Genomic DNA, 22,739 nt, shown 5'->3' with positions numbered 1-22,739 from the left:
GCTTATTTACGAACTTTATTGGCAAACAGACCTTCTGGACGAATCATCAGAATGATAACGATCGTCAGTAATGTCAGCACTTTTGCCATAGAACCACTGATAAAGAACTCCAGAATCGATTGCGCCTGGGCAATACTGAAAGCTGAAGCTATCGTGCCGAATAAACTTGCAGCACCACCGAAAACCACCACCATAAAGGTGTCAACAATATAGAGAGAACCGGTCGTTGGACCTGTTGATGCAATAGTGGTAAATGCCGCACCAGCTACACCGGCAATGCCACAACCAAGCGCAAAGGTCATACGGTCCACTTTTTTGGTATTAATACCCACTGCACCACTCATTACACGGTTTTGGGTGGTGGCACGTACATTGAGTCCCCAGGTTGAGCGATACATCAGGATAAAGACGCCAAAGGTCACTAACGCGGTTAAACCCAGTACGAACATACCGTTAATTGGTATGAAGATAGTATCTGTTGGCATATATGAGCCCATTAGCCAATCTGGCAGCGTTGGGCTGACTTCACGTGCGCCAAACAGAGACCGGAAAATCTGTTGCATGATCAGACTTAATCCCCATGTCGCCAGCAGCGTGTCAAGAGGACGTTTGTATAGATGCCTGATAAGCAGCCACTCAACAAAGTAGCCAATAATGCCTGCCACAAAAAACGATGCGACGATGGCAAAAATAAAGTAATAACTCAGAAAATCAGGAAAGTATTTTTCTGTCATGACTGACAATATGTAGGTCGTATAAGCCCCTACTGCCATAAACTCGCCATGGGCCATGTTAATGACGCCCATCTGCCCGAAAATAATTGCAAGGCCCAGTGCCATTAAAAGTAGAACACTGAATAAACTCAAACCAGCAAACCCTTGCATGGCCAGAATTGATGTCAATTCTTGTATTGAATAATCGCCCATAACGCTACTCCGAAGGTGATCTGAAAAGAGTGATTGAAACGTGTTTAAGAGAGGGCAAGCTGCGTATGCAGCCTGCCCATCTTGATACTGCGGTCTATTGGTAACCTTCTGGGAATGGGTTTGGTTCAATCAGCTCAGGTGATTGGTAAATCACTTTCGCTTGACCATCTTTTTGCCATTCAGCTACGCGAGTGTAGCTCCACAGATGATGGTTAGGATGAAGCTTCACATAACCTTCAGGTGCCGTTGTTAACTCAATATCGCCTTCTTCTGAAGCAGCAACTACTTTATCGACATCAAAGCTACCTGCTTTTTCAACAGCCGCTTTCCATAACCAAGGACCAAGGTAAGCCGCTTGAGTCACGTCACCAATAACGCTGTCATCGCCATGCATTTCTTTAAAGGCTTTAACGAAGGCTTTGTTATTGTCGTTATCCAGACTTTGGAAATATTTCATAACTGAATAGAAACCGACCAGGTTTTCACCACCGATACCTAAGACTTCGTCTTCAGTAACAGAGATAGTTAACAGTGTTTGTTTATCACCAGTGATACCGGCAGCATTTAACTGTTTGAACCAAGCAACGTTAGAACCACCGACAACAGCCGCGAAAATAACGTCAGGTTTTTTCAGACGGATTTTGTTAATAACCGAACCGAACTGTGTGTCACCTAATGGTTTGTACTCTTCACCAACGACTTTGCCACCTAAGACATTTTCGATATGTTTACGGGCAATTTTCATTGATGTACGTGGCCAGATGTAATCAGAGCCAATCAGATAATACGTTTTTGCACCTTTTTCTTTCGCTACCCAATCCAAACCAGCTAAGATTTGTTGAGTCGCTTCCTGACCGGTGTAAATGACATTATGTGATTGTTCCAGACCTTCGTAGAACGTTGGGTAGTAAAGCAGACCATTTTGCTGTTCGAATACAGGTAATGCCGCTTTACGTGAAGCAGAAGTCCAGCAACCAAATACGGCAGCAACGTGATCGTTCACTAATAATTTACGTGATTTCTCAGCAAATGTAGGCCAGTCACTCGCACCATCTTCCTGGATGATTTCAATTTGACGACCTAAAATACCGCCTGATTCATTGATTTGTTTAATCGCCAGTTTTTCAGCTTCTTGAGCACCGGTTTCACTGATAGCCATGGTGCCCGTCAATGAGTGCAAAATGCCCACTTTAACGGTGTCATCAGTCACAGCCAGACCGGTCGTGTTCACCGCCGCTGTCGGGTAATCTTCAGCCATCGCTGATGTGCTAATGAAGCCTGCCGCTATCATTGCGCCGAGTAAAGCGCCTGTTTTACCTAAGAATTTTCTTCGACTAAAATGTTTCATTGATTAATCTCCAGTTTTAAAACAATGTTTGGTTACTCAGTGACCGAGCATCCAAGGTCGTGCGGTTTTCTTTGTTTGCATCAATAGGCCGTTTCCTTGTTTATTTTCGTTAGAAGATGAAGTGTCTTTTTGCGATGTCGAGCAAGTGTGCGAGCCTGAACAACCACAGCTGGAACGTCGTGCTTGTCTCGGGGCATGTGCCGATTTTTCATTACGCTCAAACGCTTTTTTTCTGCCACTGTCCATCAGAGCAAGATTGGGCGCTGAAATAATGCGTGCTGCTGGCTCTCCACAGTTTTCACACGTGCAGGGCAAGCTGGATTCACTCATTTTGCGTAAGGCCGAAAATTCGCCACATTGCTCACATCGGTAGTCGTAAATAGGCATCGCACTCTTCCTCTAATCAATTAAGATGTTTTCGCTGTATCAATACCTGGGGTAACCAGTTCTAAAGGACCGTCTGGATTAGGCATGATGTCGAAATCAAAGATCTCAGTAGGTAACCACAAGGTCGCACAGGCATTTGGTACATCAACGATGCCGCTGATATGACCTTCAACTGGTGCTGTACCAAGAATGGATACGGCCTGCTGACCGCTGTAACCAAATTTCTTCATGTACTCAATGGCGTTCAAACACGCTTGTTTGTATGCCACGTTAACGTCGAGGTAATGTTGTTTACCTTGTTCATCAACTGAAATACCTTCAAAAATCAGGTAATCACGGTATTTAGGTTCAACCACACTTGGTTTGAATAGTGGGTTTTTGATGCCGTATTTCTTAACGCCGCCTTTGATTAAGTTGACGCGGATATCTAAGTAACCTGCCATCTCAATCGCACCACAGAATGTGATCTCGCCATCACCTTGAGAGAAGTGAAGGTCACCCATAGAAAGGCCACCGTCTTTCACATAGACAGGGAAATAAATACGAGACCCTTTGGTCAGGTTTTTAATGTCACAGTTACCACCGTGTTCACGTGGTGGCACAGTACGAGCACCTGTTTTAGCTGCAGCAACTGCTTCATCACCTTTCATTCTGCCCATAACGGCTGATTTTTCTTCAGGTGGGCAAGCTAACATCGGTACACGGTCAGGATCTGTTGCAATCAAATCGGCTTCACGCTGATTCCATTCTTCCAGCATTTCTTTTGATGGCAAACAACCAATCAAACCAGGATGCATAATGCCGGCAAACTGCACGTTTGGGATATGACGTGATGTGGTGTAAATACCGTGGAAATCCCAAATAGACTTACTTGCATCAGGGAAGTGATCAGTTAAGAAACCACCACCGTTTTCTTTAGCAAATAAACCGTTAAAACCCCATTGCTGATCTTCAAATGTGCCGACATCCAGAATGTCTACCACCATTAAATCGCCAGGTTCAGCCCCTTCAACACCAATCGGACCACTTAAATAGTGAACCTGGGTTAAATCGACATCGCGGATATCGTTGGCGCTGTCATTGTTACCAATTTGGCCACCGGTCCAGTCCATACATTCAACACGGAATTCATCACCGGGTTTGACCATCGCGATCATGGGTATATCTGGGTGCCAACGGTTATGGATTTGACCGTCCTGCTCCCAAGGTTTTTTATCTAAATCGAGTTTTACTATCGTTTTCATTTTTTCCTCCGTTGGGATAAAAACCAATCCAAACCTTAAAATTGCAACTGAAGTTCGACTGCAAAAATATCGGTATCTGAATCACTGGTAGGAGACGGGTTATCAACTTCTTGATCTGAGTATCGAGCTGAAACTTGGGCGTTATATCCATCAATGATGTATGCCACACCGTAATCTGTGCGCTCAGTTTCAGTGCCACTATCAGCATCAAAATTTTGGTGACGAATAAAAGGTTGGAACTGACCCCAGCCGACTTTCTGATTAAAGATATAACCAGCACCTACTGCGTAGGCTTCACCTTGCTCAGTCAAGAAAACATCGTCTGTGTCATAGTCGTAGTAGGCGGCTTCAAAAGAGACCGCGCCGGCAGCGAATTTTTTCTCGATCAGTAAATCCGCACCCCATTGGCTGTAATCACCAACTGCTGTCGCAGAGGCTGCGCCATCTTCTTTCGAACGTCCAAAAACGCCAATGGTGAAAATATCTTTTTGCCCTAGGTAGTTACCTGTACCGTAATACCCTGGTTCTTTATCCCAGAAGCTATATTGCAAGCGTCCGGCATACATCAATTCATCACTTTGGTCAGCGTTATTTGTTACGTCAGCAACACCACTACTCAACTCAAAGATTTTATCTGCTTCAAAAGCACCAAATGAATACGCCAAACGTTGGTCAAATGCTGTAGCTACTAAAGCGACACCATCATCACGGCCAATCGTGCCACCGTTATAACCATAGCGTGCTGCAATGCTTTGCCAGTACCCACCACCTAATGTGTAATAAGGTCCCGCCATATTGGCGCGACTGCTTGGCGATAAGAAACGACCCGCCCAAATGGCCATATCAGGGGTAAACTGAAAAATACCGGCCGCATCAATAATTTGGAAAGTGTCATTCCCACCAGACTTTTCAGTATTAAAAATACCTTTGATGTATTTGTTTAATGAACCTGATACATAAAGACGAGCACTGTCTAAATCAAAATCTTTACTGCTGCCACCATCGTTTGCAGCGTCTTCTACACTGCTAAAACTGCCACGCATGCCAAAACCAACGCTGACATATTGATCTTCACCAAACGTGATCGTGCCAGCTGCTTGTGACACTGTAGGTGCCATCATTGCAGAACTGGCGAGCGCCACTGCATAGGTGAGAGAGTTGAGTTTCATTTTCATTCTAATTGCCCCTGTTAGCCATCCAAGAAAAGAAAAAGTCGCAAACGTGCTGTTCGCGTCAGGAGCAATACTAGTGAGCTGGGTCAGAAGCTTGAATACGTGAAATTGCGTAGAAACAGATCTGACTTGTTCAGGTAATCTGTAGCCATGTTAAAGAGTCATCAAGGAAAGGCGGATGTTTCAAAAACGAATATTTAATAAGACGCTTGCCATCACCACGATGGGCATTTTGAGTCTATCGCTCTCCGCATGTGGAGAGTTTAGTTATAAACGCGGCGCATCCGTCCGTGATTTTCAGCAAGAAAAAAATGTGTGTGCTGCCAGTACAAATACAGAGGCACAAACAAAAAAATGCTTAAAAGAGAATGGCTGGATCGTTTTAGATTTAGATAATAAGGCTAATGAAGAGGCCGCTAAAACCGGGAGCCCGGCCAATAAAGCTGTGATTCATGGTAGCTATACCAAAAGTTCACCCGACCAGTTTATAGCTGAAAAGACAACAGACACTGAAATTGAGCCTGCACCTCTGCCTGCTGATCCACTCCAACCAGTCGGAGTCAGCTCGTGGTGGAAAGCGGGTGCAGGTCCTGATCAATTACTTGCAGAAGGTCAAGTCTGCAAAGAAGGTTTAAGTAAAGAGCACCCAATCAACGGTAATTTTAGCCAGGTTACCGTTGGCTTTATTGAGTGTATGGCAGAGAAAGGCTGGAAAGTCTGGCTTAAATAACTCTCTCGTCCTCGGTACCGCCAGTACACCTTCTAGTACTGGCGGTTTTTTTATTCTGATATTGGGGCTAACCAGTTAGTGCCACCTAATTTACGTTGCTGTGCCAAGTTCCAGCGCGCCCGGTCAATAAGATGTTGGGCGGGTCTTGCAGGATCATATTTCAACGGACTAGGCAGGGTTGATGCCAACAGTGCGGCTTGCATATCCGTCAGTTGTGAAGCCTGTTTGGCAAAGTGATATTCACTGGCGGCTTCAATACCAAAAACACCTTTCCCCCACTCGGCAATATTCAAATACACTTCCAGAATACGTTGCTTGCCCCAGGTCAGTTCGATTAAAGAAGTAAACCAGACTTCCAAACCTTTCCTTATCCAGCTTCTACCTGTCCACAGGAACATATTTTTAGCGACCTGCTGACTAATGGTGCTGGCACCACGTAACCGTCCGCCATCCTCAGCTTCGTTAAGTGCCTTCATAATGGCATCAACGTCAAAGCCCTGATGCAGAGGAAAACGCTGATCTTCAGAGGTAATCACCGCAAGCGCCACTTTTTTGGGAATTTGCTCCCAGCTCAGCCAGCGTTGATGAATCGTATAATCATCATGGGTCAGCCAGCGTTCCACCATCACCATACTGACTGGTGGGTTTAACCAACGAAACGGTAAAACGATAAGCAGGCTTATCACTAGCCAGCCCAGCATGCTATAGAGCATTAACTTTATAAAAAAACGTCTGATTTTATTCAGCATATTTGCCTTTGTTTTTTCCTCTGGCCTGGTTAATTAGGCACCTTATGATCATCCTGATATTATTTAGCATTGCGATACAAAGCTATACATTCCATGCTAAATACACTTTCTATTTTGTTGCCCATTTTTGGGCTGATTGCGGCGGGTTTTATCAGTAGAAAAACCGGTGTACTTGGCCCAACTGCCGCCAGTGAATTAAATCGTTATGTCGTCTGGCTTGCCTTACCGGCCTTGTTGTTCGACATTATGGCACATAGCCACTGGCAGGCTTTATTTCTACCTGCTTTTATAAACGTTTATTTATTGGGTACCGGCATAATCTTTTTACTGATTCTTGTCTGGCGACTTTCGCAGGGCAAGCATTTAGCGGATGCCAGTGTTGATGGCGTAGCGGCGGCCTATTCCAATACCGGCTATGTTGGTTTTCCTTTATTATTTTTGGTGTTCGGTGCATCCAGTCAGATACCCACAACGATTGCGTCCATTATTGTGGTTTGTATCTTATTTTCTATTGCCATCATGTTAATCGAAACCGGTTTACAGGCTGAGAAAGCGTTCCGCTTACGGATAAAAAGTGTGTTATCTGCCGTATTTCGTAACCCATTAGTTGTTTCCCCCATCGCCGGTGTAATAGTTGCCGCGTCAGGTTTGACCATTCCCGACAGTGTTGAAACATTTCTCCATCTTTTGTCTGACTCTGCTAGTCCATGTGCATTGGTGAGCTTAGGCTTGTTTCTGGCAAGTAGCCGCAGTGAAATGCCAAATAATAGCGACAACGAGAAACGTGTTGCCTGGGTATTAACCTTTACAAAACTCGCCATACAACCGCTTCTGGTCACCGCATTGGCGTTCTGGGTGTTTGATATGGATAGGACATTAGCCATGATGGCCGTCTTACTGGCCGCATTACCGACAGGCACTGGCCCTTTTATGCTTGCCGAGTTTTACCAACGGGATGCCTTTATCACAGCACAAACTATCATGTTTTCCACTGTTATTTCATTACTGACACTGACGGTATTGTTAAATATGCTGTGAAATCACATTAGGCGTTCAAAGCGGTTTTTTGTAGTATAAACAGGCTTATTTACTTTTTACTGGAATCACATATGAAAAAGATCATCATCGCCGCACTGCTGGCAACATTACTCGGCTGTACTTCGGCATCCCCAAAGCAGTACTATCGTCCGGCGGGTGCTGAACAACAAGTGGAAGTCTATGGCCGCTTTGATCAAATCAGCTTTGAACATCAAGTCTTAATTAACGGCAATGTGGTGATTGATGGCCAGCTATCATACAACTACGATGATGGTCATTTTAGTGGTGAATATGAAGGCATGACCGTGACTTCAGACTGCAAATGGAAGTTGAAAAAAGATTTGACGTGTTTAGTCAAGATCAATGACGAAATGGCCGCTACGCTGACATTTTAGAAGCTATTGAGTAGTTATCACTTGAGGGCTTTTTCTCTAGTGATAACTACTTTTTGTCGTCAGACAGTTCCTTCATTACCTTTTCAAACTCTGCTTTATTTTCTCTAACAGCAGCAACACACTCTGCATCTAATTTATTCGCCTGTTGCATTTTTTCCAGTTCAGCTATGGCATCGTCTAAAGGCCACGGTTTTTTGTAGGGACGCTGACAAGTCAGCGCATCAAAGATGTCTGCCACGGTTGCAATTCTGGCTTCCAGAGGAATCTCATCCCCTTTCAGACCTTTTGGATAGCCTGAACCGTCGATATATTCATGATGACAGGCAACGATATTACGCATCATATCGGTATCACGCATATCTACCAGGTTGTAGTCATTAAGCACTTGCTCAAGCATATCTATCCCCTTGATAACATGCGTTTTCATAATGCTACGTTCATCATCATCTAATCGACCGGGTTTATTAAGAATAGTGTCAGAGATACCGATTTTGCCAATATCATGCAAGCGGGCAAATAAATACACATGTTCAATAAATTCATCACTTAAGCGATACTTCTTAGCCAAGTGCGTGGCAATAATCCTGGCATAACAGGCCATACGATCAAGATGTAAGCCTGTTTCAAAATCTCTGAAGTCAGTGAAATCTCTGGCAGCCCTGACTGTCGCCATGAGCGTATTAACCAGTGATAATTCTTCATTGATCATCATGGAGATATACTGACCGTATAAACTCAAGGTAATTTTTTCTGCATCGCTCAGATTATCAGGCGAAGACGCCATCTCAAAACAAACAAAACCAATGAATCTTTGTCCTTGTTTGATGGGGATAATGAACGCCGCATGACTTTGTGGATCTTGTTTAAAATGTTGCCAAACCGGTTCGTCAGCATCGAATAATACGAGCTTACCTTCTTCTTGTTGACATAATGTAAAGAGTGCCTGATTTGGCTTTAAACGAAGACTGTCTGCATATCCATCATTAGTGAAATGATGACTACTCAGAAATTTTTTCAGTGAATCTGTTTTCTCGTCATAAAGCAGGCAAGATGAATGCGTTATTTGAGTTAAACTCTGCCGCAAACATTCATTAAGCACTTGCAAGCGTCCATTGAGCGTATCTGGTTTATTCGCCAGAAGCGATATTACTTTTGCATCCATTTCCCGCCTCCTAGACACTACTCTCTTCATTAAGAATAGGGTGTCAATTATATAATGAGTGCGACAAGAATCCTTCTTGTTAGTTGCTTTCTGTTATTATTCGCCTGCCCTTATGGCAATAGCGGCTTACTCACTGTGAGATTGAGCTATCAACATTGATATTTTAGAGATCACTATGCCTGAAATTATAATTGAAAAAAACCCAAGTGAAGCACGTTTACAAGAATTAGGCGTTGCGGGTTGGGAAATCTGGGATTGTCCTGTTACTGAATTCAGACTGGACTTCGATGAAACTGAAAAAGCCTATATTTTAGAAGGCGAAATCGTTGTCACTCCAGATGGCGAAGCACCTGTTACCGTTGTTGCTGGTGACTATGTTGAGTTTCCTGCTGGTTTAAAAAGTTTCTGGAAAGTCACAAAAACATTACGTAAACATTACAGTTACGATTAGTTTTTTGATAAAGGCATCCATTGGATGCCTTTTCTTTTTAACGCTATAAATAGCGAGCGATATTACGCGCGATCTGTTTTTCTTCATCTGTTTTTATCACCAAGATAGGCACATCACTCCTCAGATGGTGAATTGCTGAAACAGCATCTTTAAGCTGCTTATTGTCTTCTGAGTTAATCACTACACCATATCGGCCTAATTCATCACAGGCCAGTTCGCGAATTATCGATGCATTTTCACCGATACCGCCCGTAAATATCAGCGCATCTACTCGGCCTAAACTCACCAGATAAGCACCGATATAACGGCGAAGTTGGTGCACATACATTTGAATCGCTAAACTCGCTTCTTTATCGCCCTGCTCAGCTCGATTCTGAATCTCAGCCATATCATGTGTGCCAGTGATGGCCACTAAACCGGATTCAAAATTAAGCTGATGCTCTAGCTGTTCTGCAGAAATGCCTGTCTGTTCTTGTATATACAAAGGTACAGCCGCATCAAGATCACCGCTGCGGTTTCCCATCATAAGGCCCTGTAAAGGGGTAAACCCCATAGAGGTATCAAAACTCTGACCATTTTTGATAGCACAGGCGCTGGCACCATTACCCAGATGCAAGGTAATTAAGTTAAGTCCATTCAGTGGTTTATCCAGATGATGTGCTGCTTGCTGAGCAACATATTGATGAGAGAGACCATGAAACCCATAGCGGCGTACACCATGATTTTCGTACCAGTCACCTGGTACAGCATAACGATAAATATGCTCAGGAATGCTCTGATGAAAGTCAGTATCAAAAACGGCAAATTGTCTGACCTCAGAAAAGAGTTCCTGGCAGGTTTTTATGCCTGCAATATTACCGGGTAAATGCTGTGGTGCCAGATGTTGATAGGATTCAATCGTTGTCAGAACATCGTTATTCAATTCAACAGGGGCGAAAAAAACAGCTCCGCCATGGACAACACGATGGCCAATGACATTTAACTGTATGTCTGATGACTGTTTAAAAAAGCGCTGCAAATCATCTGCTATACATTCAAATGCCGCTTGATGATCAAGAATTTCAATAGCAGACTGAGGTTGCTCATACTTACCCGTCAATCCATCTGCCACTGAAACATGATGTGTCGCTGATGACTCGCCTATACCTTGTATACGACCTTCCAATAAAACAGTCTCATCCTTGAGCTGAATTAATTTATATTTAACAGATGAGCTACCACTGTTAAGCACCAGAATGACAGGTTGTGTTCTCATGACCTTATTCTTTTATCGCAGACATATCACCCCACTTCCAATCACCGAATTCAGGCTTATCAACGCCATACTCATAGGCATATAAACTACAACTTATCTGATGATCGCGTAATTGCTGTTTGGCATGGGCACCTATGCCTTGCAAACGGTCTACTCTATCAATGATGTCCATGGCGATCGTAAACCGATCAATCTGATTACGAATGGCTAACTCCAGTGGTGTATTGATATTGCCTTTTTCGTTATAGCCATGAACGTGGAAATTAGTATGGTTAGTCCGACGATAAATCAAGCGATGAATCAACCATGGATAGCCATGGAAGTTAAATATTACCGGTTTATCTTTAGTGAATAAGCTATCAAAGTCTTTATCACTCAGACCGTGCGGATGCTCACTATCCGAGATGAGTTTGAATAAATCGACGACATTAATGAACCGAATCTTCAGATCATCAAAGTACTGATGAATCAGATCGATAGCAGCCAAAGCCTCTTGGGTTGGAATATCACCACAACCGACTACGACGGCATCGGGTTCAGCGCCCTCATCTGAACTTGCCCACTCCCAAATGCCGACGCCTTTCGTGCAGTGTTTCACAGCCTCATCGACATCAAGGTACTGGAAATGTTTTTGTTTGTCGGCCACGATCACATTCACGTAATTTTTGGCTTTCAGACAATGGTCAGCAACAGATAATAAGGTATTCACATCAGGTGGCAGATATATACGACAGACTTTTGGGCTCTTGTTTAGGACTAAGTCTAAAAAACCGGGATCCTGGTGAGTAAAGCCATTATGATCCTGGCGCCATACTGTAGAGGTAATCAATAAATTGAGAGAGGATATTGGTGCTCGCCACGACACGTTGTTACAGATATCCAGCCATTTTGCATGCTGATTAAACATGGAATCAATCACATGAATAAAGGCTTCATAACTGGCAAAAAAACCGTGTCGCCCGGTTAACAAATAGCCTTCCAGCCAACCTTCCAGCGTATGTTCGGATAACATTTCCATGACGCGACCATCGCGAGCCAATTCTCCACCATCCTGATCTTCTGGTAACAAGTCGGCCATCCATGTTTTTTTACTCACTTCATAGATATTATCCAGCTTATTCGAGCTGTTCTCATCTGGACCGAAAACCCGAAAATTAGACATATTTTTCTTCATGATATCGCGAAGGAACTGACCTAAAGGCCGGGTATTTTCCACCAGACTCTGACCTGGTTTTTCGATGGAAACAGCATAATCACGAAAATCAGGCATCTTCAGTGATTTTCTCATTAAGCCACCGTTGGCATGCAGGCTGGCACTCATCCGTTTATTCCCTTTTGGTGCCAGTGCTTTTAATTCTGGTTGCAGTTGTCCAGCTTCCGTAAATAGTTTTTCAGGCTCATAACTTCTGAGCCAGCTTTCCAACTGAGCAAGATGTTCAGGGTTGTCTTTCACACCGCCCAGAGGCACTTGGTGAGCACGCCAGAAACCTTCCACTTTGTGACCATCGACCTCTTTTGGCCCAGTCCAGCCTTTGGGTGTACGTAAAATGATCATCGGCCAGCGTGGTCTCTCATCACTACCAGATGCTCTGATACGTTGTTGCGTTTCACGAATGTCTACAATGCACTCTTCCATCACTTTTGCCATGGTTTGATGCATCACTTCAGGATCATCGCCTTCGACAAAATGTGGTGTCCAACCATAACCACGGAATAACAGCTCTATTTCTTCATGTGAAATACGAGACAAAATTGTCGGATTATTTATTTTGTAACCATTTAAATTGAGAATGGGTAAAACAGCGCCATCTGTTTTGGGATTGAGAAATTTATTTGAATGCCAAGAGGTTGCTAGTGGGCCGGTTTCTGATTCGCCGTCACCGACCATCACCGCTACAACTAAATCCGGGTTGTCATATGCCGCCCCAAACGCATGAGAAACGCTATAGCCGAGCTCTCCCCCTTCATGAATCGAGCCCGGTGTTTCAGGGGTGCAGTGACTACCAATGCCACCTGGAAAAGAAAATGATTTAAAAAAGTGTTTGAGGCCGTCAATGTCTTCACTTTTATTCGGATAAACCTCTGAATAAGTTCCTTCGAGATAGACTGGGGCTAATACACCTGGTGCACCATGACCAGGACCAGCCAGAAAAATCGCATCCAGATCGTATTTATTAATCAATCTATTCAGGTGAACATAAGTAAAACTTAATGCCGGACTGGCTCCCCAATGCCCCAATAATCGATTTTTAATATGTTCAGGTTTAAGTGGTTCACGCAGTAGAGGGTTGTCTTGCAGATAAATCATGCCAGCAGCAAGATAGTTGCAGGCTCGCCAGTAAGCATCAATATTTGTCACGTCGTTTACATCAAGAGGTGTAGCAGACAATGTGCTATTCATAGAGGACTCCTTGCTTTATATATCAGTGCAGACTAGCTAAGTAAGATGACAATGGTTTGACTTACTCAAGCTGACATTTGATAAAAATGATAGTTTCTATCAGCCTACTCTTATTGCGAGGCGTCATAAAGGGGAATAGCGATTAAAATTGATGGGGATCAAGAAAGCATGACGAAGTTGAGCCCCTATTGATCAGCAGGGGCTCATACATGGTTACATTAATAGAAATCTACCGTTGCACTGATTGAAACAGTTCTTGGGGCACCGAGGACCAGATAGCCATTACCTGGATAGCCACCCACTGAAGCCCAATAATCTCTATCAAATAAATTATCAACACGGGCTCTTAGAGTCAGATCCTGATTTGCTAATTGAACCAAATATTTCGCACCAATATCAACTGTTGTCCAGTCATCAACTTTAAGCGTATTGGCATCATCTGCATAACGAGAGCCTGTGTAGTTAACTCGTCCATCAAATGCCAGCCCATCAACTGACGGAACATCCCACTCAGCTCCAACAGTCGCTTGCAATTTGGCAACGCCAATTACTCGGTTGCCATCAATACTGCTATTTCCTGTATCTTTTTGCTTCGCATCCAGCCATGTCACCCCACCAAGTAACTTCAAATCATCAGTCGCTTTACCATAGAGAGTCAGCTCAATGCCTTGATGCTCATCTTCTCCTGATTGTCTAAAAACGGGCCTATCAGGATTACTTTTATCCATAAAAGAACGTGGTTTTGATGTTGTGAAATATGCTAGCCCAGCCCCAATGCTACTTGTTTCATATTTCAAGCCAATTTCTTTTTGCTCCGAAACGTAAGGGGCAAAAGATTCTCCTCCATTAACAACGTCAACCGTACCACCAGATCCATTGTCAGTTGTGCTATCAGCCGTATCACCTTTGGTTAAACTCTCAATATAGTTAGTATATATAGAGAATTCATCGGTTAGTTTATATACAGCACCAATTGCAGGTGTAATTTCACTATCATCATACTTTCCAATCAATCCAGTCTGACCGTTATAATCATAATCTTCTGTTTTTAATGTTTGATGACGGGCGCCTAAAGTGAGCATCAACCTATCATCCATAAAAGATAATGTGTCCCCAAGTGCAAAGCTGTTCAGTCTTACTCGGCTTCCTAATCTTGGGCTGTACAAATCTGCTAGCTCAGGTCTTGAGTAATATGTTGGATTATACAAATTGCTTCCGCCAGGGATGGAAACAAAGCGGTAAGCATTCTTTTTCTCTGAAACAAAGTATGAATATGCTGCAACCAATTCGTGTTTGATAAACCCAGTTTTGAACTTGCCTTTAATACCTACTTCACCCGTTTGAATACGATCTATGCGGCCATTATCAAATCTACTTAATGTGCCATTTCCCGTAATACCATTTGTAATATTTAGATTACTGAGCGAATTTTCTTCTTCCCCATGTCTCATCCCATAAGCGGCCCAAGCAGTTACATTCTCAGTAAAATCATATTCACCTCTGAATGTACCAAAATAATCTTTTTCATTTGAGTAGGACCATGGTTGAGCCCAGTTCTCACTTGCATTGGGCGTCGATGGAACACTACTAACTTGGTTCATCAAACGTAAATTTGTTCTTGTCTGCTCCAACTGATGATTTTGATACCCCATATCAGCTGATAACCTTAGGCGGTCGCCTTGGTAATCCAAACCTATATTGAATAAGTTCAATTCTGCTTGTTCATCATCAATCGATGTACCACCGTTATGATGTGCGGCATTGACCCTGATACCAAATTCATCATTTTCACCAAACCGTCGAGCAATATCAGCAGATCCATTACGCTCATCGTTTATTGAAGCGCCTAATGTTATTCGGTTCAAATCGTAATTTGGGGCACGTTTAGGCAAAAGATTAATAGCTCCGCCTATACCGCCACCATTAGGGTTAGCCCCAGTAAGAAAAGCAGATGCACCACGCAGAACTTCAACCCGCTCAAATAACTCTGTAGCAATATATTGACGTGGTAACAATGAATATAAACCGTTATACGCCACATCATCCGAGTTCAATATAAAACCTCGTATAAAGTAGGATTCCTGAAAATTACCGAATCCCCTTGCTACTCTGACCGTCGGATCATTTCGTAAAACATCCCCAACACTTTGTGCTTGTCTATCCTGAATAAATTCATTGGTATAACTGGTTATACTGAATGGTGTATCTAAATTATCTTTCGTGCCTAATATCCCTGCTCTCCCACCTTCAGCGACTTGTCCACCAGCAAAGGCTGGAGAGAGTCCTTCAGCACTGGCATCAGCACTTGCTGTAACCGATAAGGTATCTAATTCTAGAGTGCTGGTATTTGACGTTTCTTCATCTGCTAACGACACCTGCATACCACCCATTATCAGTGCCATCATCACACAAGTTGATTTCATTCTCATTTATTAATCCTGTTAAATTTTACTGAATCTTACATTGAATAAATTTCAATGTAAATGAGAATGATTTATGTTTGTAAGTGAATTTTCTCAATAAAAATCATAAAATTGACTATGCTTTGAGTGATAAGTTGATGTAGTCTTTAGCTATTGACACAAGGATTGAATGTGACAAGTAAACTCTCTAAACATCCACACATCTCCTCTGATTTATTAAATCAATGGCAAACTATTATGGATATTCTATCCGTGATCATGGATGTACCCATCGCTTTAATTATGAGGTATCAAACAGCTCACTTTAGCGTATATGTCAAAAATGACGATCAAGGTAATCCATTTGACATAGGCGAGATTGTTGAAAACGGCACTGGAAGCTATTGTGAATCTGTCATAAACGACGATAATCCGATACTTATTCCAAATGCATTGTTAGATGAAAAGTGGGTAAACGCACCTGAAATTGAGATGGGACTGATTAATTATCTCGGCTTCCCGCTTCGATGGCCTAACGGAGATGCTTTTGGCACCATTTGCATTCTGAACACAGAGGCTGTTTCTTATTCTGAGAAGCAACAGCAACTCATGCTTCAAATCAAAAACATTGTGGAGTCTAATTTAGAATTGCTTGAGAAAAATCAGCAATTAGAAGTCCTTTCAAATAATTTGCAATACCTCGCTAATACCGATGACTTGACCGGGATCTGGAACAGAAGAGCCTTCATACACGAAAGTAATAAAGAGTTACAACGTACAATGAGAAGTAACCATAATACTTGTCTGTTGATGATGGATATTGATGACTTCAAAGTTATCAACGATGCCTTTGGACATGAAGTGGGTGATGAAGTCCTTAAATTATTTAGTCATTCGATTCAGGCGGCAAAAAGACCTTACGACGTTTTTGGACGTATTGGTGGTGAAGAGTTTGCTGTTTTACTTCCTGAAACGACACTGAAACAAGCCATGTTGTTAGCTGAACGTTTACGTAAAAAAGTGGCCGCCATTTTTTACTACACTGGAGGGAACGACATCAGTATTACGGTCAGCATTGGTGCTTATGAACTCAAAGATGATGAGACCAATATCTTAGTCGCACTAAATAAAGCAGATAAATTACTTTACGCTGCCAAACACGCGGGGAAAAATACCGTTATGGCAGAGGCATTATGAATTAACGCCTGGCTGCATGCCACACTGTTTCAGCAAGTGCTGCCAGGATTTAGTGTGCAACTGAATTGCTGTCTGTAACTTTTGCCAGATGCCGGAGCTTGACTGAGTATCAAGATACGTCCGTTGATAGTGTTGGAATTCATCAGATGCCTCACTCTCACCCTGTAGAACAGCCAACTTATCCAGTAGAGGGAAAATAGATTCCCCCTGCTGACTCACGCTCGCCAGATATGGTTGGACTTTTGCGATATAAATATTGAAGAAGAATGAACGTAGGATCTCGGCTTGAGGAGTAACTCGCTGCTTATAACAAAAAGGTTTTTGTATCAGCCTTTTATCGATAATGCGTGTTGCCTCATTTAACCTAAGCGTCAACAACTGGGCACTTTTTAACAGCTTCCCTGCAACATGTGAATATAGCCATTGCTGTTGTATCGTTCCTAAATGATCCAGATTGATGTCGAATTTTTTATTATCTATCTGTTTTTTTATATCCACCAGAGCCTGCAGTCCCGTTCTTATTGTATTAATCGAGTTCGCATCAACGGGTAAATAACCTTTTGAATACGTCATCAACTGCTCTATTTCTTCTGTCGACCATATTGCATTCCAGAAAACGGCCGGTAATACAGCACTTTTCTTTGCTATGGCTTGCTGAAGAATATGAGTTGTTTTTTTATCATCAGTAGTCGCCAGGCATTGTTTGGCAGACTCTATAAACCGCACCTCATAACGGAGACGGTTTATAGGTAACATCACACGACCTAAAATTGAGTTGCGTTCAGCCACTACAACCTGTAACTCACATCCATAAAAAGATAAAAATTCCAGCATGTTTACATCTATCTCTGGAATGCTCAGTGTTCTTTCTTTTTTGTCAGGTAACTTTGTTAACACTGGTGCTGCTGGAGCAGGCAGATCTTGCTCTAATACTCTGGCGAGCCGAACCAGATATTCATCCATCATTGATTCTGGTTGACTGAATGGATCACACGAAGTCAGTAAAAAAACCAGCGCCAACACAAATACACACTTTATGCTCAACATAGGAAACCGTAATGCAATCATTCAATACCCTTGTATAGGGAGTAATGATGCTAAGAAAGTCAATTAATAGCGTAAATTACTCAGTGATATCCTGATGCGTACCAAACATCAGAAGAGGCAAACCTTCATCCGTTCTGGAAAATAACTTTCCTCTGCTGAAGATATATCTCCACGAACCATTTCGATGACGCATGCGTGTTGTCATTTCAAAATAATCTGTCTCACCTTTAAAGTGCCGTTGTAACTCTTCTTCTACAGCAAGACTATCATCTGGATGGCAGAAATTTCTCCAGGTATCAATCGTGGTAGGCATTAACTCGGATAATTTATAACCAATCATCTCTGACCAACGCTCGTTGTATATGGCATCACCTGTTTGAATATTCCACTCCCAACTACCCAACCTAGCACCTTCCAACAGATTTTCTAAACGCCAGATTTTTTCACGTAATTGCAGATCAACATCATGCCGCTCTGTCACATCAGCCGAGAATCCAATCATACTTAGTGGATTATCCAATGCATCCCGTTCTACTGAAAAGCTGGAGTGAATATGACGAATATGATTATTTACAACGATTTTAAATACGAGCTCAAACCTTTCTTCAAATTGAGCAGCCTTGGCTAATGCCAGCAATACACGCTCACGATCATCTTCATGCAGGATCTGCTGCCATTCTGAATATGTTCCATGAAATTTATCCGGCTCTAATCCATAAATAGAAAGCATTCTTTTATCCAGATAGACTTTATCAGTATTTAGATCCCACTCCATCAGTCCCAGATTAGCAGCATTAGCAGCTAGCTCTAAGTGTTGCATTAGTGTTTTCTTTTGCTGATTTGCTTTAACAGCTTCTCGTTGAGCATAACCACGCTCTCTTGATAAAAAAGAGATGAAATAGAAAAGAAATCCACCGAAAAGGGTGAGGATGATAGCAATAAAAATAGGAAGAAAACGTTCTGATAAAGTCTGAAAGCCAACGTGGCTATACACAATAAGCTGCCATGGCCTACCAGCCACATTTAAATCGTACGTATGCTTGAATCCTCTGTAGTTAGCATCCACCGAAAGAAATGACTGTTGACTTGCTGAATTGCTATAAAGTAATCCACCATCATTCTCACCCACATCATAGATTTCAAAACCAAGTTGCTTCTGTCCCAGGCCTAAAATACCCTGCATCAGATCATCGACTCTAAAACTGCCAAATACGAACCCTTTCAATGCTTGTTTACGATCCGCTAGAGTACTCAGCGTTTTATTCTGCTGATAAATAGGTATATACATTTGAAAACCAAACTGAGCAGCTTGATTTGTCTGATGCGCCACAGTCACTCTTCCGGTAGTTACGGCCTGATTAATATCTACTGCTAACTCCATGGCTCTTCGATGCGCAGGCTCGGATAACAGATCAAAACCTAAGGCAAGTTTATTGCGCCAGTCAAAAGGTTCTATATATACGATAGGACTATATTGTTTATGCTGCCCCTGAGTTTTGATACTGTAGTTTGGAATACCTTGTGAACGTATCATTTGAATATGTTCCGAAAAGGACTCTGAAGGCACTATCTCACAATAGCCAAGCGCTTGAATCCCAGGAAAATATATTTGTAGCTGAATCGTATCAGCAAAATGTCTCCAATCATTCCTTGTCACTTCATCACTTGCATCAAACAATGCCTTGGCACTTTGAAGTGCTAATGCATAATCATGCATCCGTTCTGAAATCGCATTGGCAAGATCGCGTGATTCATAAGTAAAACGTTGTATTGCTTGATTATGGAAGAAAGAGAAAGAAAGATAGCAGGCAGAGACACTAAGAATAAACCACAAAAATAATGCGACCCATGCTGATGATGGGTGCTTTTTTGTGTATTTGGAAAAAAGGTTTTCCATTACTGGGAGTCAACTCCTTAAAGCGAAACATGTAAAGTCAAGCTTCGTCCCTATAAAAATCAAGTTAATACATCAACTTACAGCTGCCACGTCAATTGATAATAGCACACGAGCCAGTGTTGAAGGATATTCCCTGAATTAAGCTCAACATTTTCATCATTCTGTCATACACCGGAGCATAAACTACAAGTGACAGTTATGACCGTGTCTTTTGCTTTGCCGTTAGAATGATTAGTATCCGCTTATTATCTTGACAGATGAAAATATTTTTGACACGGCCCTATATTGTCTATACATTGAACATAGCTTGAAAGTTGATCTGAATATTTATTTTTCATTTCGAAGCATTACCATCAGTAGCTCGTCCTGTTTGTTAATAAGTACTCTGCACACTTCCAGCTATACCAAAAAGTCTCAATTTGGGACTTCAATTATTTATTAAGAAATTAGGATTATTTATGTCTACAACTACTGGTACTGTTAAATGGTTTAACGAAGCTAAAGGTTTTGGTTTTATTGAACAAGAGTCTGGCCCAGACGTTTTTGCTCATTTCAGCCAAATCAAAGGTGACGGTTTCAGAACCCTGAATGAAGGTCAACGTGTTGAGTTCACTGTAACTCAAGGTGCTAAAGGCCCTCAAGCAGAAAACATTACTGCTCTGTAAGACATTTGTTTACAGAAAAGAAAAAAAGCCTCGTTTTTACGAGGCTTTTTTTTGCCTGCTCTTTAGATAGTCTCAATCACATTTCTGGCAAAACTCTCGTACTCAGCCCAAAGTTGTTGTGCTTTACTATCTGGAAACACATGAGGTTCACCCACCTCTAAAGCATTGATAATAGCCTCAGCAACAACAGTTGCAGGTTCAGCATCTACTAGTCCTATTGACTTTGCCATATCAGTAGCCACAGGACCAGGATGTACACTTAATACAACCGTTTTTTGCTTACTCAATTCATGTCTTATGGCTTGAGTTAATGAATAGGCCGCCGCTTTTGAAGCGGCATAAGTCGCAAACTCGGGAACACTTCTCAAAGACGCAATTGAATTTAGTTGCACGAATGCACCGCCACCATTTTGCTTAAGCAATGGGGCGAACGCCTGAGCCATTCTGACTAATCCAAACACATTAATATCAAACTCGTGTTGCAGTGAATCAATAGCTGACATGGCCAGAGGATTTGAGCCATTCAAAATCCCAGCATTATTAATAACTAAGTCTACGTCTTGAGCATTGGCGGCAGCAGCAAAAATAGAATTAGGTTCGTTGAGATCGAGATATATAGGCGTTACTCGGTCAATAAACCGTGTTTCTAAATCAGCTACTGTGCTGAGGTCTCTAACAGCCAGATAGACTTTCTCTACACCATAATTGAGTAATGTTTCAGCAATAGCTTTGCCAATACCTCTGTTTGCTCCGGTGATAAAGACGACTCGATGTTTCAGTGTAAATGGGCTATTCATGTGGTATTCCTAGAGTGAATTATTCACTTTGCTGACTGATATAAACGAGTAAAGTTCAGCATCTAAATTTGCCTTATTAAAAGCAGTCAAATACATTGTGTCCGAGATAATTAACAAAGGCATCACATGGATATCGAGCATTATCAAACAGTCATAGAGCAATTCTTAACCCAGCTAATGCATTGGTTAAGCAGTCCAAAATTCTATTCACAAATCGGCTTGATTGTATTGGCAATACTCATCGGGTTATCGATTAATCGATTTTTACGCAATCTGTCACCACTACTCAGACAAATGCCTACCGAAGGTCCTATTCTCCAATTGAGGCAAGGAATTTATAGGCTGAGAGAATTGATCTTGCCGCTTATGCTGGTGCTCTCACTATCATTTGCTAACGATATCAGCATGGCTGTTGTTGGTCAGGCTTGGTTAGTTAAGCTTAGCTTGAGTTTAGCGGTCATCTTTATGCTCTATACCATCATTACGCGATTTGTAGAAAAACAACTTTTTAGAAAGCTAGCGCTCTGGTTTATTTTACCCATTGCCGTATTACACATATTCGGCTGGTTAGATGAGGTAGTGGCTTATCTCGAAACCATCTCATTACAAATTGGTAACTTTGAAATCTCCGCCTATGGTGTTGCCAGGGTACTGATTTTTGGTTCAGTCCTATTCTGGTTAGGACGCCTTTCCAATAATGCTGGCCAACAAATTATTCGAAATCAACATGATTTGGATATAGGCACAAGAGAGGTCTTCGCCAAACTGTTTCAGGTGGCTCTATTCTTTGTGGTTTTCCTGTTACTACTTCAAATAATGGGGATTAATCTGACGGCGCTGGCTGTGTTTGGTGGTGCGCTTGGTGTCGGACTTGGCTTTGGATTACAGGCCATAGCATCAAATTTTATTTCCGGAATCATCCTTCTTTTGGATCGCTCACTTAGTGTAGGTGATTTTGTTGAAATGGAAGATGGTCGTCGTGGCACTATCCGTGAACTTAATATGCGATCAACTACACTGGAAACCTATGATGGTAAAGATATTATGGTGCCAAATGAGCAATTCATCACTACTAGCTTTACTAACTGGACACATAAAAACATCAAGCAACGCTACTCTTTAGAATTCCAAGTTGCCTATAAGACGGATCTCCACCTGTTGTTTGATCTCGTTCGTGGCATAGTCGCCAGCCATCCTCAAGTTATCAGCGGTGATGATATCCCACTGGAAGAAAGACCAGATGCCGAAATAAAAGGCTTTGCTGACTCAGGTATCGATATTCTGGTTGAGTTCTGGATGGAAGGGATTGATGATGGACCTAACCGGGTCGGTGCAGATTTACTATTGATGATCTGGGATACTCTCAGACAGAACAATATAGAAATTCCGTTCCCACAACGTGAAATTAAAATTATCAATAACTAAACATCAATAACATTTCCAACACTAAAATGCTTGCGCGCAAGCATTTTAGTG

20 protein-coding genes are annotated in these 22,739 nt (G+C 42.2%); 7 read left to right on the top strand and 13 right to left on the bottom strand.

The features are described from left to right. Positions 1–2 precede the first annotated feature (2 nt). The 5 genes from urtB to QQL60_RS04300 form a co-directional block, all read right to left on the bottom strand. Positions 3–926, bottom strand: coding sequence for an urea ABC transporter permease subunit UrtB (gene urtB / locus QQL60_RS04320; RefSeq protein ID WP_007145304.1), 924 nt, complete (start codon positions 924–926; stop codon positions 3–5). A gap of 94 nt (positions 927–1,020) precedes the next feature. Continuing rightward, positions 1,021–2,274 (bottom strand): urea ABC transporter substrate-binding protein, encoded by a 1,254-nt coding sequence (gene urtA, locus QQL60_RS04315; protein ID WP_007145305.1) that lies wholly within the window; start codon positions 2,272–2,274, stop codon positions 1,021–1,023. Positions 2,275–2,310: 36 nt separating this feature from the next. After that, entirely contained in the window at positions 2,311–2,661 is a 351-nt protein-coding gene (locus QQL60_RS04310; protein WP_007145306.1) for an FmdB family zinc ribbon protein, read from the bottom strand. A gap of 20 nt (positions 2,662–2,681) precedes the next feature. Continuing rightward, the gene (gene fmdA / locus QQL60_RS04305) at positions 2,682–3,905 is read right to left on the bottom strand and encodes a formamidase (RefSeq protein ID WP_273181560.1); all 1,224 of its coding nucleotides are present in this window, start codon (positions 3,903–3,905) and stop codon (positions 2,682–2,684) included. Between the two features lie 35 nt (positions 3,906–3,940). Further along, positions 3,941–5,080: a porin gene (locus tag QQL60_RS04300; protein WP_284722524.1), complete on the bottom strand. Its 1,140-nt coding sequence runs from the start codon at positions 5,078–5,080 to the stop codon at positions 3,941–3,943. 175 nt (positions 5,081–5,255) lie between these two features. Here QQL60_RS04300 and QQL60_RS04295 point away from each other — a divergent pair, with 175 nt between their 5' ends. Further along, positions 5,256–5,807: a hypothetical protein gene (locus QQL60_RS04295; RefSeq protein ID WP_284722523.1), complete on the top strand. Its 552-nt coding sequence runs from the start codon at positions 5,256–5,258 to the stop codon at positions 5,805–5,807. 50 nt (positions 5,808–5,857) lie between these two features. Here QQL60_RS04295 and mtgA read toward each other — a convergent pair whose 3' ends face one another. Further along, a complete protein-coding gene (gene mtgA, locus QQL60_RS04290; RefSeq protein WP_284722522.1) occupies positions 5,858–6,556 on the bottom strand; it encodes a monofunctional biosynthetic peptidoglycan transglycosylase in 699 nt (232 codons plus the stop codon). A 93-nt stretch (positions 6,557–6,649) separates the two neighbouring features. Here mtgA and QQL60_RS04285 point away from each other — a divergent pair, with 93 nt between their 5' ends. Both QQL60_RS04285 and QQL60_RS04280 read left to right on the top strand, forming a co-directional pair. After that, positions 6,650–7,594: an AEC family transporter gene (locus QQL60_RS04285; RefSeq protein ID WP_284722521.1), complete on the top strand. Its 945-nt coding sequence runs from the start codon at positions 6,650–6,652 to the stop codon at positions 7,592–7,594. A gap of 71 nt (positions 7,595–7,665) precedes the next feature. Next, the gene (locus QQL60_RS04280) at positions 7,666–7,989 is read left to right on the top strand and encodes a hypothetical protein (RefSeq protein ID WP_007145312.1); all 324 of its coding nucleotides are present in this window, start codon (positions 7,666–7,668) and stop codon (positions 7,987–7,989) included. A gap of 46 nt (positions 7,990–8,035) precedes the next feature. On the opposite strand, the gene QQL60_RS04275 is transcribed toward QQL60_RS04280, so the two are convergent. Then, a complete protein-coding gene (locus tag QQL60_RS04275) occupies positions 8,036–9,151 on the bottom strand; it encodes an HD-GYP domain-containing protein (RefSeq protein ID WP_284722520.1) in 1,116 nt (371 codons plus the stop codon). Between the two features lie 175 nt (positions 9,152–9,326). Here QQL60_RS04275 and QQL60_RS04270 point away from each other — a divergent pair, with 175 nt between their 5' ends. Beyond that, positions 9,327–9,602, top strand: a complete 276-nt coding sequence (locus tag QQL60_RS04270; RefSeq protein ID WP_007145314.1) for a cupin domain-containing protein — start codon at positions 9,327–9,329, stop codon at positions 9,600–9,602. Positions 9,603–9,645: 43 nt separating this feature from the next. On the opposite strand, the gene QQL60_RS04265 is transcribed toward QQL60_RS04270, so the two are convergent. From QQL60_RS04265 to QQL60_RS04255, 3 genes are all read right to left on the bottom strand, one after another. After that, positions 9,646–10,857: an acetate/propionate family kinase gene (locus tag QQL60_RS04265; protein ID WP_284722519.1), complete on the bottom strand. Its 1,212-nt coding sequence runs from the start codon at positions 10,855–10,857 to the stop codon at positions 9,646–9,648. 4 nt (positions 10,858–10,861) lie between these two features. After that, a complete protein-coding gene (locus tag QQL60_RS04260; protein ID WP_284722518.1) occupies positions 10,862–13,258 on the bottom strand; it encodes a phosphoketolase family protein in 2,397 nt (798 codons plus the stop codon). A 218-nt stretch (positions 13,259–13,476) separates the two neighbouring features. Continuing rightward, positions 13,477–15,687, bottom strand: coding sequence for a TonB-dependent receptor (locus QQL60_RS04255; protein WP_284722517.1), 2,211 nt, complete (start codon positions 15,685–15,687; stop codon positions 13,477–13,479). A 165-nt stretch (positions 15,688–15,852) separates the two neighbouring features. Here QQL60_RS04255 and QQL60_RS04250 point away from each other — a divergent pair, with 165 nt between their 5' ends. Next, positions 15,853–16,857 carry a GGDEF domain-containing protein gene (locus QQL60_RS04250; protein WP_007145318.1) on the top strand — a complete coding sequence of 335 codons (1,005 nt, stop codon included), beginning with the start codon at positions 15,853–15,855 and terminating at the stop codon, positions 16,855–16,857. Here the strand turns inward: QQL60_RS04250 and QQL60_RS04245 are convergent. Both QQL60_RS04245 and QQL60_RS04240 read right to left on the bottom strand, forming a co-directional pair. Then, positions 16,852–17,925, bottom strand: a complete 1,074-nt coding sequence (locus QQL60_RS04245; protein ID WP_284722516.1) for a DUF3080 domain-containing protein — start codon at positions 17,923–17,925, stop codon at positions 16,852–16,854. The two genes, QQL60_RS04250 and QQL60_RS04245, sit on opposite strands and share 6 nt — an antisense overlap. Before the next feature lie 55 nt (positions 17,926–17,980). Next, complete coding sequence (locus QQL60_RS04240; RefSeq protein WP_284722515.1) at positions 17,981–19,801, bottom strand: CHASE domain-containing protein; 1,821 nt, start codon at positions 19,799–19,801, stop codon at positions 17,981–17,983. Between the two features lie 458 nt (positions 19,802–20,259). Here QQL60_RS04240 and QQL60_RS04235 point away from each other — a divergent pair, with 458 nt between their 5' ends. Continuing rightward, positions 20,260–20,466, top strand: a complete 207-nt coding sequence (locus QQL60_RS04235) for a cold-shock protein (RefSeq protein ID WP_007145321.1) — start codon at positions 20,260–20,262, stop codon at positions 20,464–20,466. Positions 20,467–20,528: 62 nt separating this feature from the next. On the opposite strand, the gene QQL60_RS04230 is transcribed toward QQL60_RS04235, so the two are convergent. Next, the gene (locus QQL60_RS04230) at positions 20,529–21,263 is read right to left on the bottom strand and encodes an SDR family oxidoreductase (RefSeq protein ID WP_284722514.1); all 735 of its coding nucleotides are present in this window, start codon (positions 21,261–21,263) and stop codon (positions 20,529–20,531) included. A gap of 126 nt (positions 21,264–21,389) precedes the next feature. Between QQL60_RS04230 and QQL60_RS04225 the strand changes: the two genes are divergently transcribed. After that, positions 21,390–22,688, top strand: coding sequence for a mechanosensitive ion channel family protein (locus QQL60_RS04225; RefSeq protein WP_284451968.1), 1,299 nt, complete (start codon positions 21,390–21,392; stop codon positions 22,686–22,688). The last annotated feature ends 51 nt before the right edge of the window (positions 22,689–22,739 follow it).

This window comes from Methylophaga thalassica (assembly GCF_030159795.1).
GTDB classification, from domain to species: Bacteria; Pseudomonadota; Gammaproteobacteria; order Nitrosococcales; family Methylophagaceae; genus Methylophaga; species Methylophaga thalassica.
Note: the sequence above shows the minus strand (reverse complement) of the source record. Positions and strands in the feature narration are given on the sequence as shown.

Excerpts from the sequence above, each read along its gene's own strand:
- QQL60_RS04245 (WP_284722516.1), bottom strand. The coding sequence starts at position 17,925 with ATGATTGCATTACGGTTTCCTATGTTGAGCATAAAGTGTGTATTTGTG.
- mtgA (WP_284722522.1), bottom strand. The coding sequence starts at position 6,556 with ATGCTGAATAAAATCAGACGTTTTTTTATAAAGTTAATGCTCTATAGC.
- QQL60_RS04260 (WP_284722518.1), bottom strand. The coding sequence starts at position 13,258 with ATGAATAGCACATTGTCTGCTACACCTCTTGATGTAAACGACGTGACA.
- QQL60_RS04285 (WP_284722521.1), top strand. The coding sequence starts at position 6,650 with ATGCTAAATACACTTTCTATTTTGTTGCCCATTTTTGGGCTGATTGCG.
- QQL60_RS04265 (WP_284722519.1), bottom strand. The coding sequence starts at position 10,857 with ATGAGAACACAACCTGTCATTCTGGTGCTTAACAGTGGTAGCTCATCT.
- QQL60_RS04225 (WP_284451968.1), top strand. The coding sequence starts at position 21,390 with ATGGATATCGAGCATTATCAAACAGTCATAGAGCAATTCTTAACCCAG.
- urtA (WP_007145305.1), bottom strand. The coding sequence starts at position 2,274 with ATGAAACATTTTAGTCGAAGAAAATTCTTAGGTAAAACAGGCGCTTTA.
- QQL60_RS04295 (WP_284722523.1), top strand. The coding sequence starts at position 5,256 with ATGTTTCAAAAACGAATATTTAATAAGACGCTTGCCATCACCACGATG.
- QQL60_RS04230 (WP_284722514.1), bottom strand. The coding sequence starts at position 21,263 with ATGAATAGCCCATTTACACTGAAACATCGAGTCGTCTTTATCACCGGA.
- QQL60_RS04275 (WP_284722520.1), bottom strand. The coding sequence starts at position 9,151 with ATGGATGCAAAAGTAATATCGCTTCTGGCGAATAAACCAGATACGCTC.
- urtB (WP_007145304.1), bottom strand. The coding sequence starts at position 926 with ATGGGCGATTATTCAATACAAGAATTGACATCAATTCTGGCCATGCAA.
- QQL60_RS04280 (WP_007145312.1), top strand. The coding sequence starts at position 7,666 with ATGAAAAAGATCATCATCGCCGCACTGCTGGCAACATTACTCGGCTGT.
- QQL60_RS04255 (WP_284722517.1), bottom strand. The coding sequence starts at position 15,687 with ATGAGAATGAAATCAACTTGTGTGATGATGGCACTGATAATGGGTGGT.
- QQL60_RS04240 (WP_284722515.1), bottom strand. The coding sequence starts at position 19,801 with ATGGAAAACCTTTTTTCCAAATACACAAAAAAGCACCCATCATCAGCA.
- QQL60_RS04235 (WP_007145321.1), top strand. The coding sequence starts at position 20,260 with ATGTCTACAACTACTGGTACTGTTAAATGGTTTAACGAAGCTAAAGGT.
- QQL60_RS04310 (WP_007145306.1), bottom strand. The coding sequence starts at position 2,661 with ATGCCTATTTACGACTACCGATGTGAGCAATGTGGCGAATTTTCGGCC.
- fmdA (WP_273181560.1), bottom strand. The coding sequence starts at position 3,905 with ATGAAAACGATAGTAAAACTCGATTTAGATAAAAAACCTTGGGAGCAG.
- QQL60_RS04270 (WP_007145314.1), top strand. The coding sequence starts at position 9,327 with ATGCCTGAAATTATAATTGAAAAAAACCCAAGTGAAGCACGTTTACAA.
- QQL60_RS04300 (WP_284722524.1), bottom strand. The coding sequence starts at position 5,080 with ATGAAAATGAAACTCAACTCTCTCACCTATGCAGTGGCGCTCGCCAGT.